Annotated in this window: 15 protein-coding genes; 7 read left to right on the top strand and 8 right to left on the bottom strand. The window is 34.2% G+C overall.

Going from position 1 to position 16,803, the window contains the following annotated elements; all coding sequences use genetic code 11:
• The first annotated feature begins 3 nt into the window (after positions 1 to 3).
• The 6 genes from X928_RS02040 (at position 4) to X928_RS02015 (ending at position 6,407) form a co-directional block, all read left to right on the top strand.
• Positions 4 to 696 carry a response regulator transcription factor gene (locus tag X928_RS02040; RefSeq protein WP_103078247.1) on the top strand — a complete coding sequence of 231 codons (693 nt, stop codon included), beginning with the start codon at positions 4 to 6 and terminating at the stop codon, positions 694 to 696.
• Positions 697 to 698: 2 nt separating this feature from the next.
• On the top strand, positions 699 to 1,670 hold the full coding sequence (locus tag X928_RS02035) for a sensor histidine kinase (RefSeq protein WP_103078246.1): 972 nt from the start codon (positions 699 to 701) through the stop codon (positions 1,668 to 1,670).
• Between the two features lie 428 nt (positions 1,671 to 2,098).
• Positions 2,099 to 3,265: an ROK family transcriptional regulator gene (locus X928_RS02030; RefSeq protein WP_103078245.1), complete on the top strand. Its 1,167-nt coding sequence runs from the start codon at positions 2,099 to 2,101 to the stop codon at positions 3,263 to 3,265.
• A gap of 60 nt (positions 3,266 to 3,325) precedes the next feature.
• Entirely contained in the window at positions 3,326 to 4,573 is a 1,248-nt protein-coding gene (locus X928_RS02025) for an extracellular solute-binding protein (protein WP_103076889.1), read from the top strand.
• An 80-nt stretch (positions 4,574 to 4,653) separates the two neighbouring features.
• Positions 4,654 to 5,577: a carbohydrate ABC transporter permease gene (locus tag X928_RS02020; RefSeq protein WP_103078244.1), complete on the top strand. Its 924-nt coding sequence runs from the start codon at positions 4,654 to 4,656 to the stop codon at positions 5,575 to 5,577.
• Entirely contained in the window at positions 5,577 to 6,407 is an 831-nt protein-coding gene (locus X928_RS02015; protein WP_103078243.1) for a carbohydrate ABC transporter permease, read from the top strand. Before X928_RS02020 ends, X928_RS02015 begins: the two co-directional genes overlap by 1 nt.
• Positions 6,408 to 6,511: 104 nt before the next feature.
• Here the strand turns inward: X928_RS02015 and X928_RS02010 are convergent, their stop codons facing one another.
• From X928_RS02010 to pfkA, 6 genes are all read right to left on the bottom strand, one after another.
• Positions 6,512 to 8,056 carry a TrkH family potassium uptake protein gene (locus X928_RS02010; protein ID WP_103078242.1) on the bottom strand — a complete coding sequence of 515 codons (1,545 nt, stop codon included), beginning with the start codon at positions 8,054 to 8,056 and terminating at the stop codon, positions 6,512 to 6,514.
• 4 nt (positions 8,057 to 8,060) lie between these two features.
• Entirely contained in the window at positions 8,061 to 8,741 is a 681-nt protein-coding gene (locus X928_RS02005) for a potassium channel family protein (protein WP_103078241.1), read from the bottom strand.
• A complete protein-coding gene (locus X928_RS02000) occupies positions 8,734 to 9,168 on the bottom strand; it encodes an NAD(P)-binding protein (protein WP_103078240.1) in 435 nt (144 codons plus the stop codon). Before X928_RS02000 ends, X928_RS02005 begins: the two co-directional genes overlap by 8 nt.
• Before the next feature lie 60 nt (positions 9,169 to 9,228).
• Complete coding sequence (hslU, locus tag X928_RS01995; RefSeq protein WP_103078239.1) at positions 9,229 to 10,641, bottom strand: ATP-dependent protease ATPase subunit HslU; 1,413 nt, start codon at positions 10,639 to 10,641, stop codon at positions 9,229 to 9,231.
• Positions 10,642 to 10,685: 44 nt separating this feature from the next.
• Complete coding sequence (pyk, locus tag X928_RS01990) at positions 10,686 to 12,122, bottom strand: pyruvate kinase (RefSeq protein WP_103078238.1); 1,437 nt, start codon at positions 12,120 to 12,122, stop codon at positions 10,686 to 10,688.
• A 65-nt stretch (positions 12,123 to 12,187) separates the two neighbouring features.
• Positions 12,188 to 13,147 (bottom strand): 6-phosphofructokinase, encoded by a 960-nt coding sequence (gene pfkA / locus X928_RS01985; RefSeq protein WP_103078280.1) that lies wholly within the window; start codon positions 13,145 to 13,147, stop codon positions 12,188 to 12,190.
• A gap of 260 nt (positions 13,148 to 13,407) precedes the next feature.
• On the opposite strand from pfkA, the gene X928_RS01980 reads away from it, so the two are divergent.
• Positions 13,408 to 13,881, top strand: a complete 474-nt coding sequence (locus X928_RS01980; RefSeq protein ID WP_169926268.1) for a Fur family transcriptional regulator — start codon at positions 13,408 to 13,410, stop codon at positions 13,879 to 13,881.
• A gap of 78 nt (positions 13,882 to 13,959) precedes the next feature.
• Here the strand turns inward: X928_RS01980 and gcvPB are convergent, their stop codons facing one another.
• Both gcvPB and gcvPA read right to left on the bottom strand, forming a co-directional pair.
• Complete coding sequence (gcvPB, locus tag X928_RS01975) at positions 13,960 to 15,396, bottom strand: aminomethyl-transferring glycine dehydrogenase subunit GcvPB (RefSeq protein ID WP_103078236.1); 1,437 nt, start codon at positions 15,394 to 15,396, stop codon at positions 13,960 to 13,962.
• Positions 15,393 to 16,739 (bottom strand): aminomethyl-transferring glycine dehydrogenase subunit GcvPA, encoded by a 1,347-nt coding sequence (gene gcvPA / locus X928_RS01970; protein ID WP_103078235.1) that lies wholly within the window; start codon positions 16,737 to 16,739, stop codon positions 15,393 to 15,395. The genes gcvPB and gcvPA overlap by 4 nt, the downstream gene beginning before the upstream one ends.
• Positions 16,740 to 16,803: the final 64 nt, after the last annotated feature.

The raw sequence follows: 16,803 nt of genomic DNA, 5'->3' as shown, positions 1-16,803 counted from the left end.
CTCATGCCTAAGGTTCTTATTGTTGAAGATGATGAAGATATACGAGATATACTAAAAACTTATCTTCGATTAGAAGATTTAGAAATCTTTGAAGCCGGTACTTTATCTCAAATGAGGAACGTTTTGAATAAAGAATCAAACATTGACATAATCTTATTAGATTTGATGTTACCTGATGGAGACGCAGTTAATGAATTGCCAAAAGTTCGTGCATTGAATAGAGAAATAGGTATCATAATCATTTCTGCAAAAAATACAGATGGAGAAAAAATTTTAGGAATCGAATCAGGAGCAGACGATTATATTACTAAACCTTTCAATCCTAGAGAAGTTACAGCGAGGGTTAGAGCATTATTAAAAAGAATCAAAAAATCTGAAAATAAAATGGTTTTTGGACCCATGGAAATATATTCAAACAATTATTCAGTAAGATATGAAGGAAAAAATATTGAATTGACCTCAAAAGAGTTCGAAATACTCGATCTATTAGCTAGAAATTCAGAAAAAGTCTACACAAGAGAAGAAATTATAGATAAAATTTGGTTTGGAGACGAATTTATTACAGATAGGGTTATAGATGTACATATAAGCATGATCAGATCAAAAATAGGGAAAAATTGGATTAAAACTATTAGAAACGTAGGATACAAATTCAATAAAAACGCTTATACGGTAGATAACAACGGTGAGAAATAAAGATGAAAAATGCTAACTCATTTGACTTTAACATATTCGATTCTTTGGAAGACGCAGTATTACAATTAGAAAATAAAACAAACATCCTTAATGTAAATGAGACTGCCAAAGCTTGGGGTTTTGTGAAACACAAAGAATTATTGAACACCATAAGTTTCAATGAAATCGATCAGCTTGCAAAGCATATATTGAATAATGAAGACTTTGAAATAGAAACAAATATATATTTCTTTGAAGGATACAGTAAATTTTGCAAGCTCACATTCAAAAAAGAATATCAACTTCTAATATTGCAAGACAAAACTGAATTTGAATTATTAAAAAAAGTGAAAGAAGATTTCATAACCTCAGTTTCCCATGAACTCAGAACCCCTCTCACCATTGCTAAAGGGAATACTCAAATACTCAAAGACTTCATGAAAGACAATCAATTTACCAAACAAGTTACTAAAATCGAAGAATCTCTCGACAGAATAGAAAATATTATTTCTCAATTAACCCTTCTTTCAAAAGCAGAATTTGGTGAATACGAATTAAAAAAAGAATTGATAAATCCAACTACTCTATACAACGAAATAGTGAAAGACCTTTATGAAAAAATACAAGAAAAATCCGTAAAGCTACACTTCAATTGTCAAATTCAATCTATAAAAAGTGACAAGTTTGTACTTTACACAATCTTTAGAAATTTGCTTTCCAATGCGATTAAATATTCTTACGATAATTCTGACATATACATTAATTTTCTCAGCGAACAACTCATAATAAAAGATGAAGGTATAGGTATAAGAGAAGAAGAACAAAAAAGAATTTTTGAAAGATTCTATCGTGGTGCTGAAGCAAATAATTATGCCAAAGGATCCGGTTTAGGCCTAGCGGTGGTTAAATATTTATGCGAATTAGCAAATTATAAAATTGAATTTGAATCAAAATGGATGGTTGGTACAACATTTAAAGTGGTTTTCTACAGGTAACTTTAACTCCTAATTACTGCACAAACAACTTCAAAGAATTTATCAATCTATATTTTTTAAAATTTATACTGTATGTAATTATATTGAATGGTTTTACTTGGTGTTTTGATATGAAAACAACAACTTCGTTCAAGTATTAAACAATAAATATATTGTAGTAAAATTTTTTTAAATAAATAAAAGTAAGATTTCTTTAGATTTTCTCAAATAATTGCTTTTAAATGGTAATAATTGTGTTTAAACACTCATAACCAGACTTGACATTTATAAAAAAATGTATTTTAATTAAAAGTAGAGAGGACGGGCTGCATAGTAAAGTGACACGGTTCTCTTTATCCTTCAGGGTGGGGAGCGGGGCAATAGGGCGCTATTAATCAAGTTTTAGGGTCTCTGAATCTAATATAAATAAAAAGCAAAGGAGTTAACTGATGGCAAATAAAACATATAATATTGAATTAGTTAAAGAACGTAACAGAACAGTAGTTTTAGAATTATTGAACTCGAAAGGAACGAGCACAAGATCAGAAATATCAGATATAACAGGTCTAACAAACGCCACTATAACAAATATTGTGAATGAATTAATCTCCAAGGATTTAGTAGAAGAAGTCGGTACCATCGATGGCAAATTAGGTAGAAAGAGAAAACTGATAAAAATCAAAGAAGACGCTTTTTATGTTATAGGTATTGAATTTGGGGTAAACATAGTACGTGCAGGAATATTTAATTTTAAGGGCAAAAAAATTAAGAGTATTGAAAAAGAAATAAATTCATATGGAAGACCGACTGATGTTTTAAAAAACCTAATTTTAATAATTGACGAATTGATCAATAACACAAAAGTCGACTTCAATAAAATTAAGGGTATTGGTATCGCTATGCCTGGATTGATAGATAGTCAAAAAAGAATTTTACGATCAGTTCATCCTTTTCCCTTACTCAAAGATTACCCACTTGTGGAACAGCTAGAAGAACACTATGAAAAAACAATTTGGCTAGAAAATGATGCAAATGGTGCTGTTTTAGGTGAAAAGTGGTTTGGACATGGGAAAAAATTTAACAATTATGTATTTATTGTGGGAGATTCTGGAATTGGAGCAGGAATTGTTATAAATGGGAAGTTATATTCGGGTACTTTTAACTCCGCTGGTGAAATAGGTCATACAGTCATAACTGGAGATTTAATGCCTTTGGAAAGTTTCGGAGGTTTATCAAGGTTGGCAGATGAATTTAACTTACCTTTAGAGATAATTCTAAACGAATCAAAAAAGTCTGAAGAAATTAAAAAAACTTTGGATGATATCAACAAATTTTTAGCCTTAGGAATAGTGAACCTTGTAAATACAGTCGATCCGGAAGCGGTAATTGTAGGTGGAAGAATTTTAAAAACGGGATATTCAGTTATTAGAGAAATAAAAAGAATAGTTGCTCAATACACCTTTTCGGATGAAATCCCACAAATTTTAGTTGCTTCAAAGAAAGAAGATGCTATTTTGTCAGGTGCAGCCTCAATTGCTATCGAACATATCGTATCTTCTCCCTATCAGTTTTTGCTAAACAATGACAAAAACATATCTTATAACAATTTCAAATAAAAAAGAGATTTTTAAAGTTTTCAAATACAGTGTAAATTCTCAAAAAGGAGGTAGCATAGTATGAGAAAGTTAGTAGGTATAGTACTTCTAAGTGTATTAAGCTTCACCATGATTTTTGCCCAAAGTGGGCAGGTAGAGATATTCAGTTGGTGGACTGGTGGAGGAGAAGAAGAAGCGCTTTTAGCAACCCTTGAAGATTTTAATGAATTATATCCAGATATTGAAGTAATCAACGCAACGGTTGCCGGAGGTGCTGGGACAAACGCCAAAGCAGTATTAAAAACAAGAATGCTTGGTGGAAACCCACCCGATACATTCCAAGTACACGCTGGTTGGGAATTAACAGATACATACGTAATACCAGGACTCATGGAACCTTTAACAGACTATCTAAAAGCGTGGGGAGTATACGACAAATTTCCAGAAGGTCTAATAGATATAGTAAGTTATCAAGGTGAAGTTTATTCCATTCCTCTGACGGTCCATAGAAGCAACGTTGTGTTCTACAACAAGAAGTTATTTAACGAAATAGGTTTGACTAAAGAACCCGAGACATGGAATGAATTCATAAACGCATTAGAAAAAGTAAAAGCCGCTGGTTACACTCCACTTGCTTTAGGAGATAAAAACAAATGGCCTGCAGGCCAACTTGTTGAGAATCTTATGGTAGCTGAATTTGGAGCTAAAAATTACAACGCCTTATTTAACGGCGAACTATCGTTCAACGATGAAAGGCTTGACAGTTCTTTAGAAAAAATGGTACAACTTATGGATTACGTTAACGTAGATCATGCAGCTTTAGCATGGCAAGATGCTGCAAGATTGTTATATGAAGACAAAGCCGTTTTCAATTTAATGGGTGACTGGGCAGAAGGATACTTCAAAACCTTAGGTTGGACGCCAGGAGAAGACTTTGGATGGTTCGAGTTACCTGGCACACAAGCTGTGTTCGTATTAGTATCCGATACCTTCGGGTTACCAAAGAATGCCCCACATAGAGAAAATGCACTCATCTTTTTGGAATACTTGGCTTCTACAAGGGCTCAATCAGTGTTTAATCCAATTAAAGGTTCTATCCCAGCAAGAATTGACGCAGATCCAGGAAACGATCCATACTTGATAGAAACAGCAGAGGATTTCAGAACCCTCATCATTTCACCATCTATCGTTCACGGTTCTGCAGCACCTGAAGCGTTCGTCACGTCATTCAACGATGCCGTTAACAACTTAGTAACTACTAAAAACGTTAACCAAGCAAAACAAATGATATTATGGGCTGCTGAAGATGTAAATCTACTCACAGATTAACACCTAAAATAACTTAATCTCGGCCCAGTAAGGGCCGAGATTTTCGATATACCCTATCCAATCGATAAGGAGAGATATGTATGTCGGTTCAAAAGAAAAAGGCAAGAGCAGGATTTTTTATAATCCTACCATCTTTAGCTTTCCTAGGGATATTTGTTTACTATTTCATTTTTTTAACGATAAGAACATCAACCTCCAACTGGAATAGTTTTTCCTCATTATTGAGTGGAGAATACGAATTTGTTGGAATGAGAAACTATCAAAGGTTATTCATGGACCCCAGATTTCAAACAGATTTATGGAACACATTATTTTTTACCCTATTTTTTCTAGCAGGATGTATAATACTCGGTATATTTTTAGCCAATATTATTGACAAGAAATTAAAAGGATCGAGTTTTTTTCAAAACCTATTTTTATTCCCAATGGCAATTTCTTTTGTTGTAACAGGTACGGTTTGGGGTTGGATATTCGCTCCTGGGAACATACCAACTTCCCCACAAGGAATTAATTTATTACTTGAAAACCTTGGATGGACAAACTTACAATGGATGTGGTACACGAGTACCCAATCGATAGGAAAATTCAATTTAGCGTTGATACCAGTGGTAATAGCAGCAACCTGGCAGATGTCAGGATACGTAATGGCAATGTATTTAGCCGGGCTTAGAGCTATTCCTGAAGAGATGATAGAAGCAGCACAAGTAGACGGTGCAACAGGTACTCAATTATTTTGGAGAATAAAGATGCCTATGCTCAGACCAATTACACTTAGTGCCATGATAGTAATAGGACACATGTCTCTGAAGATATTCGATTTAATATACGCCATGACTGGAAGTGGACCTAACAACGTTACCGATATGCCTGCTGTTTATATGTTTGAACAGATGTTTAGATCCAACAGATACGCTATCGCATCAGCCATTGCAATAATAATGTTGGTAATGGTAGCTGCGGTTATAATCCCTTATCTTTATAGCTCTTTTAGGGGGGAAAGATAATGGCAGAAAAAACCAATAAAACTTCACTCACAATTTATTATATTATACTAGCTTTATTCACCATATTTTATGTTCTGCCTTTTTATGTTACTCTAAGCACCTCTTTTAAACCATTTGAAGAAGTTTCTATATCAAATATGTGGAAACTTCCAAGCAAGTTATCTTTTGAGGGATTCAAAGAGGCATTTGCAAGATTAGGACCGAATCTAAAAAACAGTTTTTACCTTACGATACCGGCTACTCTAATATCTGCAATAATTGGTTCAATAAATGGTTTTGCTCTTTCAAAATTAAGGTTCAAATATTCAAATATTGTTTTTGCCCTAATATTATTTGGGATGTTCATACCTTATCAAAGTGTATTATTTCCACTGATACAGTTCTTTCAAGCAATAGGTTTATATGGTACGATACCCGCATTGATAATAACCCATGTTATATACGGAATACCGATTACCACCTTAATGTTTAAAAATTACTATGAGGAAATTCCAAACGAATTAGTGGAAGCATCATCTGTGGATGGTGCAAGCATATGGCAATCCTATACAAAGATACTCTTACCTATATCAATACCAGGGTTCGTAGTCGTTATAATATGGCAATTCACAAATATATGGAACGAGTTTTTGTTTGCAGTAACGATAACCAGTGACCCGACGAAACAACCAATAACGGTAGCTTTAGTCAATTTGGCTGGCAGTCAAGTCGTCCAATGGAACGTTCAAATGGCAGGAGCGTTAATCGCTGCCCTACCTACACTTATAGTTTACATCATATTGGGAAGGTATTTTGTAAGAGGTTTACTCGCCGGTTCGGTTAAGGGATAGTATAAACCCGCCTAATTATAGATGGCGGGTATTTCTTTACTTTCCTAAATTTGTTTTTTGTGTATGAAAAACAAAAGGTCGTTCAGGTATTAAAGATTATTTTTTTAAATAATATCTCTCAAATCTTTAAACAATTTTATAATTGCATTTATAATGACAAAAAATTCCAAACGCCCTAAATACATTCCTAATGTTTGCGTCCAAATCACTCCTACGGGAGCTTGACTCGAAGTAATACCTGTGGAAAGTCCAACAGTAGATAAAGTTGAAGCATACTCAAATAAAGCATTATGAAGTGGATACCCATAAGCCAACAATATAAAAACGCCGATAAAATAGGTAATAAAATACATTGTAAAAACCACTAAAACATTTTTTATTGAGTTTAGATCAATTTTCTTTCTTGATACCCCTTTATATACTTCTATGTAAAAAGTGGTTCCAGAGGGTTTAAAAAATTCTTTGATCTGGTTAATTATCAATTTGAAAGCAATATAAACCCTGAATAATTTTAAACCACCTGATGTGGAATCCATCATTCCACCTAAGATCATCAATATTGTCACAATTAACAATCCGAAATAATTCCAATGTGAAAAAGCTACTGTTGAAAAACCAGTGGTTGTTAAAACTGAAATACTCTGAAATGCGGAATGAACTAAACCATCTCCCACTCCGTACATTTCAACTGTTGTAAAAGCAAAAAGCAACAAAAAAGAAATAACTAAAATTATGAACATGGTCTTAATTTCGGGGTTTTTTAAAAAAGGCTCAGATTTGATTTTTTCTCTTAATTCAAGTAACGAAATTTTTTTGGACCGGTAGTCTCTGCGATTCCTAATAAAATTTCTAATCATTAATAAACCAGCATAATGGACTCCAAAGCCAGTTCCGCCCATAATCATTAGCAACATGATAATTATTTCTACCTTCAAACTACCAAAAGAACCTATACTAAAATTTTTTGTGGAAAATCCTCCCGTAGCCAAGCCAGTTAATGTATGGTTAAAGGCGTCAAAAAAAGAAAGTTTTCCTACAAACATCAAAAGCAAAACACCTATAACCGCCCAACTTAAATAAATTCTAAGAATTATCCTAGCCGATTCTCTCAAATTCGGAACTAAATTGTCACTTCTTCCTTCTGCTTGATATATACCAACCCCCATGGTACCAGCAATGATTACAGTAATTATAGCAAAACCAGCCCCACCAATAAATTGCATCACCGATCTCCATATTAAGATAGAGAGGGGTAGGACTTCCACATCAGAAAACATCGTAAGCCCTGTCGTTGTCCATCCACTTGTCGATTCAAATACTGCCTGTGAAAAATTCAATTCTCCAGAAAAAATAAAAGGCAAAGAAGAAAGAAAAATTGCGACCGTCCAAACAAAAAAAACAGTGACGACAGCATCCTGTGTGTTTAATTCTTTTCTTTTTTCTCCTCTTCCCATATACCTAAATATTTCCCCGGTAAGAAAGGATAATATCCCTGTAATCAAAAATGGTAGAAAATCTCTAAAAGAATCATAAATAAAAGCAGTAGAACCCACTATAAATATCAAAACAGAAAGACCTATTATAATATTTCCCGTATTTCGAAAAATTGTTTTATACCTTAGTTTTAAAAAATATTTGTAAGAAGGCACTAGATCACCTCGATTTTAACGTTTCTTTCACTTCGTTCACTTGTTCTTTTAGCGCCAAAACGATCAGCCTATCCCCCTTATAAATGGTTGTTTCACCTTGAGGAACCATTATATCTCCATCTTCTCTTATCAATACTCCGATTATTGAATTCTGAGGTATATTTAATTCCTTAAGTTTTTTATTTACGGCTTTATCATCTTCAAGTATAGTAAGTTCCAAAATGGATAACTTTTCCACATAGGGGTTGAAGAAATCTGTAATATCTTCATGAATCAAAGAAGATTCAATTAATTTTTGCATCCAAGAAATTGGTACCAGTGTTTCGACATTAATACCTTTGAAAATAGTTTCGTTTTCTGTTGCATTGACTAAAGATATTATCTTTATATCTTCATAATATTCTCTCAACAACCAAGATACAACAAAATTCAATGCATCATCCTCAGAGATTATTATTAAGGCTTCTACTTTTTTGTTTAGATCTAAATTTTCTATCCATTTGATATCGGTAGGATCTTGCTTAACAAGTTCAAGAGCAGGAAAATTTACCTTTAATCCATCTAAAATCTCCAGATTTTCGTTATTTTTGCTGACATAGTAAACTTGATTACCCAATAAGAGTAATTTTTTGGCTAAAGAATAGGCTAATATCTTTCCCTCTATGATATAAAAAATTCTATTCATATTTAACTACTTCCTTTTCCAATTCCTCAACCAAATCCATTACCGAATCCTCTATGGGACAAAATAAATTCAATCCTGCCTTTATAAAAATTGATTTCTTCAAAGGATCATTCACCCTTGCGGCTATTCTTACTCCCGAATTTAATTTTTTAATCCCGTAGGCCAACATAAAATTTAAATTGTCGTCGGGGGTTACAATATAAACCATGTGAGCTTTTTCAATATTCACATCTTTTAATGCGGCCATATCGCTTGTATCAATAACTCTTGTGAAACCTGTAAAATTTCTTTTCGATAATCTTTCAAAAGACGATTCTTCTTTATCAAGAACTACTACATTGTAAGCTTTACTTAATTTCAAAGCTAGTTCAGAACCCAACCTTCCACAACCTATTATAATTATGAGTTTGGAACCATTTATGCGCATATATTCTCACTTCCAAAAAATATTATTGAAATATGCAATTTATTAGCTCAACACTGTCCATCAAAGAATATATTCTCTGAGATCTTCATCACCATATACCTTACCCAACCGTAGGTCTACATAATTGCTATCTATTTTCAATTCCCACTCTCCTGATGCAGGTGCTTCAAAAGAAACCTCTTCAAGAACTTTTTCGACTACTGTATAAAGTCTTCTTGCCCCAATATTTTCAACTTTTTCATTCAACTCAAAGGCAATATCTGCCATTCTTTCAACGCCATTTTCAGTGAACTCAATTTTCACCCCATCGGTTTGAAGTAAGTACTGATACTGTTTTAGTATTGCATTTTTTGGCTGGGTTAGTATTCTAATAAAGTCTTCCTTAGTTAAATCAGATAATTCCGCTCTAATTGGGAATCTTCCTTGAAGCTCAGGAATCAGATCCGAAGGCTTAGCCTCACTGAATGCACCGGCAGCGATAAATAATATATAATCAGTGCTAATGGAACCATACTTTGTTACAACAGTTGTTCCCTCGACTATCGGTAACAAATCCCTCTGTACACCTTCCCTAGATACATCTGGCCCTGACGCGGATCCTCCAGTGGATGTAACTTTATCGATTTCATCAATGAAAATTATGCCACTATTTTCTGCTCTACTTATTCCTTCTTGAACTAATTTATCTTGATCGATCAACTTCTCGGATTCAATAGGTTCCAAAACTTTTCGCGCTTCAGAAATCTTCATTCTCCTTCTTTTTTTCTTCTTAGGCATAAGATTTTGAAACATTTCTCCAAACTGAATGCCCATGTCTTCAAGTTCAGGTCCCAATCCAGCAAACATTGGGGTAGATTGTTCCTCAACTTCTATTTCTATTTCTACATCTTCTAATTCCCCATTTCTTAATTTTTCCAACAGTTCCTCTCTTCTTCTTCGAATGTTTTCGTCTTCTTTTTCATCATATCCCTTATTTTGGGAATATTCAGCATTTTGATTGAAAAGTTGCATAACGTCCATAAATGAAGGTTGAGCCTTTGTTTTTTTCTTTGAAGGCACAAGTGCTTCTACTATCCTTTCTTCTACAAGTTTTTGAGCTTTACCTTTAACTTCTTCCATCATTTCCTTCTTTACCATGTTAACTGAAGAATCAACCAATTCTCTAACCATACTTTCTACATTTTTCCCAACATATCCAACTTCGGTAAACCTTGTGGCTTCCACTTTCACAAATGGTGCATTAGCAACCTCTGCCAACCTTCTGGCAATTTCTGTTTTTCCAACACCTGTAGAACCTATCATTAGAATATTTTTTGGTATTACATCTTTTCGAATATCTTCTTGTAGCGCCAACCGTCTAATCCTGTTTCTCAAAGCGATAGCAACCTGCTTCTTTGCTTCCTTTTGACCGATTATATAATTATCCAATTTTTCTACAACTTTTTTTGGAGTTAATTCATCTATTTTATTCATAAAAATCACCTCAAAAATAAATTTTTACTAATGTACCAATTATATCATACCTCATGAACCTTTAAAAGATTGGTTTTACTGGAAAAACCATAGGGAATTCCAGCCGTTACTATGATATTCTCTCCTGATACAGCAAAATTTAAAGATTTCACGATATTGCTAACGCTCTCCAACATATTATCCGTGTCAGTAAATTTTTGCATAATAACAGGAGTTACTCCCCAAACTAACGCTAATCGATGATAAGTAGTTATTCTTGGGGAAGCTGCAACTATTTTCATATTTCTTCTGAATCTGGAAAGAGCTCTTGCCGTATACCCGCTATAAGTGGTCGCAACTATAACTTCAATGCCTAATTGCTCGGCAATTTTTATTGCAGACATCGTTATCGAATTGGTAGCAGGGTCTCCTCCACCATATGTTGAATAATCAAATTTATAATAGTACTCTTCTAACATTTTTTCAGTTTCATTTGCCACATTGGACATAACTTTGACAGCTTGCTCAGGGTATTTCCCAATCGAGGTTTCTTCAGATAACATAACTGCATCCGTCCCATCTAATATAGCATTGGCTATATCAGTTGCCTCTGCTCTTGTAGGGAACGGATTATTAACCATACTTTCAAGCATTTGAGTTGCTGTTATAGCAGGCTTTGCCATGGTGTTTGCAATCTCTATAATTCTTTTTTGAAGCAAAGGAATTTGTTCAACAGGTGCTTCAACGCCTAAATCTCCTCTTGCAACCATCACTCCATCAGCTTCTTCTATGATCGATTCAAGGTTATCTAGAGCTTGTAATGTCTCAATTTTAGCAATTATGGGGAGATCTGGCATGCCCAATTCTGTTAAAATTCTCCTTGTTCTGGTAATATCTTCAGCTTTTCTAACAAAAGATTGAGCTATATAATCTACGTTCCATTCTACAGCCTTGTTCAGATACTTCATATCTTTTTCTGTTAAAGGTGGCAAACTTATATCTATTCCAGGAACGTTTATCCCTCTTCTGTGAGTGATACTGCCACCTGTTACAACTTTTGTTACAATCTCTTTTTCGTTGCTGCTAATGACTACAAGTCGTATTTTTCCATCATCAAGAAGAATAGAATCTCCCTTTTTAACTTCTTTAGGTAATCCATTATAATTTATACTCACCTTTTCTTTATTTCCAATGATCTCCTCGGTTGTCAAAATGAATTTTTGGCCCTCTTCCAATACTACCTGATCAGTTTCAAATTTGCCTGTACGGATCTTAGGACCTTCTAAATCAAGTAAAATGGCAAAAGGTATGTTCATCTCTTTCCGTATCTTCTTTATTAGATTTACTCGCTTCTCATGATCAGCAATAGTGTCGTGAGAAGTATTCAATCTTGCTACATTCATTCCAGCGTTTATTAATTTTTTTATCATTGTTTCATCTTGTGTGGCTGGACCAATTGTGCAAACGATTCTCGTCTTTTTATTTTCTGTTTTTTCGTTCATAACTATCCTCCTAAAAAATGCGTAACTATTGTTTGATATCCCCCAATCAAATATTCTATAAACCTTTAAGATAAAATTCCTGCCAGCTTCACAATCTCCATATCCAATGTATTATTTTCTGAAAGTACTTTTTCAAGTGGTGTTCTAATTAAATCGTTTTTACTCAAGCCTACCATCACGTCAAAATCTCCGTCGTTAATTGCTTTTATTACTTCATTTCCCATTCTTGAGGCCAAAATCCTATCAAATGCAGTCGGGGAACCCCCTCTTTGAATATGACCTAAAATTGTTATACGCGTTTCAAAACCAATTCTATTTTCTAAATGTCTAGCAACTGTATAAGCGCTGGCAGATCCTTCCGCAACGACGACTATTGAATTAATCTTACCTCTTTTTCTTTCATCCCACATTTTTTCTGCTAAAGCATCGTAATCCGTGGGAACTTCTGGTATTATTATGGCTTCCGCCCCTATAGCAAGACCTGACATCAACGCTATGTATCCAGATGTTCTCCCCATAACTTCAACAATAAACGCCCTTTCGTGGGAAGAAGCGGTATCTTTTAACTTCTGCATGGCATCAACTACCGTGTTAAGACAGGTGTCAACACCAATACTCATATCTGTATAAGCGATATCATTATCTATAGAAGCTGGTACACCTATGACAGATATCCCTTGTTCTTCTGATAGCAACTTCCCCCCGGTAAGACTCCCATTTCCTCCAATTATAACCAACACATCTATACCTAAATCTTTCAATATGTCCGCGGCTTTTTTTCTAACCTCAGGAACTTTAAATTCTGGTACCCTTGCGGTCCTTAAAATGGTTCCCCCTCTTTCCATTATTCCACCAACATCTGCATATGTAAATTTTTTATATTCTTTATCCAAAATACCAGCAAATCCTCTCAAAAACCCATACACCTCAATATTTTCTACAACAGCGCTTCTAGTAACAGCTCTAATGACGGCATTCATCCCAGGGGCATCTCCACCACTGGTCATTAACCCGATTCTTTTCACCTCACTCACTATATCCCTCCTAAAAACTTTTATTATTTATATTTCATTTAAAAATCCCAAAATTCATTTAGCGCCCCTTCGCCCGCAGCCCACCCAGTAGGATAGGAGGACATTACTCTTCACTCCCAACCTTTTAAACTACCTTTTTATTATATCACTTGTTTTTTGACACTATTGTTAATTTCACTATAACTCAAATAACTCTTCAAAATCTTGTGTTATAATTAAACAGTAAAATCATTTAAACTAAGGTGGTAAAATTGGAAGTTAAATATGATAAAAATAGTATAATTAAAATATTAAAAAATAAAAAAATCAAGGTTACCCCAAATAGATTTAAAGTGGCCTTTGAACTTTTTAACTGCGATGAACATCCATCAATTGATGAATTACATCAAAAGTTAGTAAAAAATAATGATAATCGAATTTCTTTCACTTCAGTCTATAACATTGTAAAATTATTTGAAAACGCTGGATTAGTAAAAGAGATTTTAATTGAAAATAAAATCCATTACGATTCTAACATTACACCTCATGCACATTTTATTTGCAAAAAATGTGGAAGAATTCAAGATATCGAGTTAGATAAATTAGATTTCTTAGATGAGAAGAAATTATTAAATTTTAAAACTTTTACTGAAGAAGACTTAAAAAACAATAAAATCGACTCTGTTGAAATCAACTTCTATGGAATCTGTGGAGAGTGTTTAAAAGAAGAAAACAGTGAGGCGTAAATCGGTGTTTCTGCCTCACTGTTTTTTAATATTTAATAAAATAAATATGTTTAGATTTCATGGTAAACTTATCAAAACTTAATCAAATTTCACGTTGAGTTCTTTATTTGCCTTTACTTCGTCTAATCTTTTGATAGGTAAAGTCAACGGAGCTTCTTTTAGCTTATCTGGTTCTCTTCTGGCTTCTTCTACGATTTTCTCGTATATAGCAGCAACTTCGTCCAATGTTTCTTTGCTTTCGGTTTCGGTTGGTTCAATCATCATTGCTTCATCCACAATTAAAGGAAAATAGACTGTTGGAGGATGAATACCATAATCTAATAACCTTTTTGCAAAATCCAGTGTACTTACCCCATAATCTTTCAACGAAGTTCCTTTTATTACAAACTCATGCTTACAGACATCTGGGTAAGCAACGTTTAAAAATTTCGATAACTTCTCTTTCAAATAATTCGCATTTAGAGTGGCAAGTTCACTTACCTTCTTCAAACCTTCTTTCCCTAATGATAATATGTAAGTGTATGCTTTGACTAGTACCAAAAAATTACCGTAGAAGCTACGCATTTTCCCAACGCTTTTAGAGATATCATAATCAAAATAATATTCTCCACTTTCTTTCATACCGACAACAGGTTTCGGCAAATACTCTTTTAAATAAGATTTTACCGCTATTGGCCCACTCCCTGGGCCCCCCATTCCATGAGGGGTGGAAAATGTTTTGTGAAGGTTGAGATGAACAACATCGAAACCATTATCTCCAGGTCTTACTTTCCCCATTATCGCATTTAAATTTGCCCCATCGTAGTACAACAAGGCGTCGTTTTTGTGCATCAAATCGGATATCTTCAGAATATCTTTTTCAAAAAATCCCAAAGTATTTGGGTTCGTGAGCATAATGGCAGCGGTATTTTCATTCACTAAAGATTTCAAATGATCTAAATCAACTCTTCCTTCATTATTCGAATTAACTTTAACTACTTCAAAGCCCGCCATTACCGCAGATGCAGGGTTCGTACCGTGCGCGGAATCTGGGATGATAACCTCATTTTTATGACCTAAATTATTTTCTTGTAAATATTTTTTGATAATAAGCATCCCCGTAAGTTCCCCGTGGGCACCAGCAGCAGGCTGTAGGGTAACATTAGCCATCCCTGTTATTTCTTTGAGAAATTCTTGTAATTCATACATCAATTCCAATGCGCCTTGTACAGTACTTTCCTCTTGGTAGGGATGAATGAATTTGAATCCATTTAAAGAAGCAACCTCTTCATTCAAAAAAGGATTGTATTTCATTGTACAAGAACCCAAAGGATAAAAACCTCTATCAACCGAATGGTTTAGAGTGGCTAATTGATTGTAATGTCTAACAATATCAACTTCGTATAGTTCTGGCAGAATCGGAGCTTCATTTCTAACTAAATGTTCCGGAATATCTATCTGAGATTCTTTGACATCCAATTTTGGAAGTGAATATGACTTTCTCCCGCTAACTGATTTTTCAAATATCAACTTCATGATAATCCCTCCAAGAAAGAACATAAAAAGTCAATATCTCTTTTTTTAGTCAGTTCTGTTGCACAAAACAGTACCTTATTCCCCATTTCTTTATAAAAATTCTTCAGTATCAAAGGTCCAAAATAATGTTGTTCCAACAGTTTTTCGTTGAGAAGTTCTGGATCTATTTTGCTTTCTAATACAAACTCGTTAAAAAATGGACCGTCAAATACAGGTTTAAATTTTTCAGTCTCTACCAATTTTTTTGCTAAATAATGGGCTTTATGATAATTCTGAAGAGAAACTTCTTTTATTCCTTGCTTCCCCATTACATTCAAGTACAAAGAAGCCACAAGAGCGTTGAATGCATGATTTGAACATATATTGGAAGTAGATTTTTCCCTTCTTATATGTTGTTCTCTTGTCTGCAAAACCATGCAAAATCCTCTTTTACCGTCTTGATCTACGGTTTCTCCAATGATTCTGCCAGGCATTTTTCGGATATACTTTTTTTTGGAAGCGAAGATTCCTAAACCCGGTCCTCCAAACGAAGGCGTATTCCCTAAAGATTGACCTTCTCCTACTACGATATCCGCACAAAATTTTCCTGGGGCTTCTAACAACCCTAAAGAGATTGGATAGGTAACTACTATGAAAACAACTTCGCTAGGAACCTTTTCTCTTATCACTTTTAAATCTTCTATTACACCAAAAAAGTTTGGATATGAAACTACAACACAAGATGTTTCTTCGGTGATTTTAGAAGTTAAATCAGCTAGATCTAATTGACCCGTTTCAGATAAATAATCGATTTGTTCTATATCCATCCCTTGCACTTTAACATAGGTTTTTGATACTTCTTGATACTCGGGATGAACCGTTTTAGACATCAAAACACGGTTTTTGCCGTTAATTCTTTTTGCCATTAAAATAGCCTCAGCTAAAGCAGAAGCACCATCATACATAGATGAATTAGAAACTTCCATCGCGGTAAGATTGCAGATCTGAGTTTGATATTCATAGAGAATTTGGAGGGTACCTTGAGAAACTTCAGCTTGGTAAGGCGTATAGGCGGTTAAAAAATTCCTATTTGAAGCTAAAGGATATATAACAGACGGAATATAGTGATTGTAAATACCTGCACCTCTAAAAATCCCGTATTCTTCCATATTTTTATTCAGTTGTGCCAAATCGGTTAGCCTTTCTTTAACTTCTATTTCGCTCAAACCCGAAGGGATATTCAACTCACCTTTGAATAGTGCTGGAATATCTCGATAAAGTTCGTCGATATCTTTTATTCCCAAAAAAGAAAACATTTCTTCTATATCTTTTTGGGTATGGGGTAAATATGGAAAATCATTCATTGTAACATCTCACCTCTTTTTATTATAATATTTCTATTTTTAGGAAAGTAAAAACTTAATATAA

The sequence above is a fragment of the Petrotoga miotherma DSM 10691 genome, from assembly GCF_002895605.1.
Taxonomy (GTDB): Bacteria; Thermotogota; Thermotogae; order Petrotogales; family Petrotogaceae; genus Petrotoga; species Petrotoga miotherma.
This window is presented reverse-complemented; position numbering and strand designations above follow the sequence as displayed.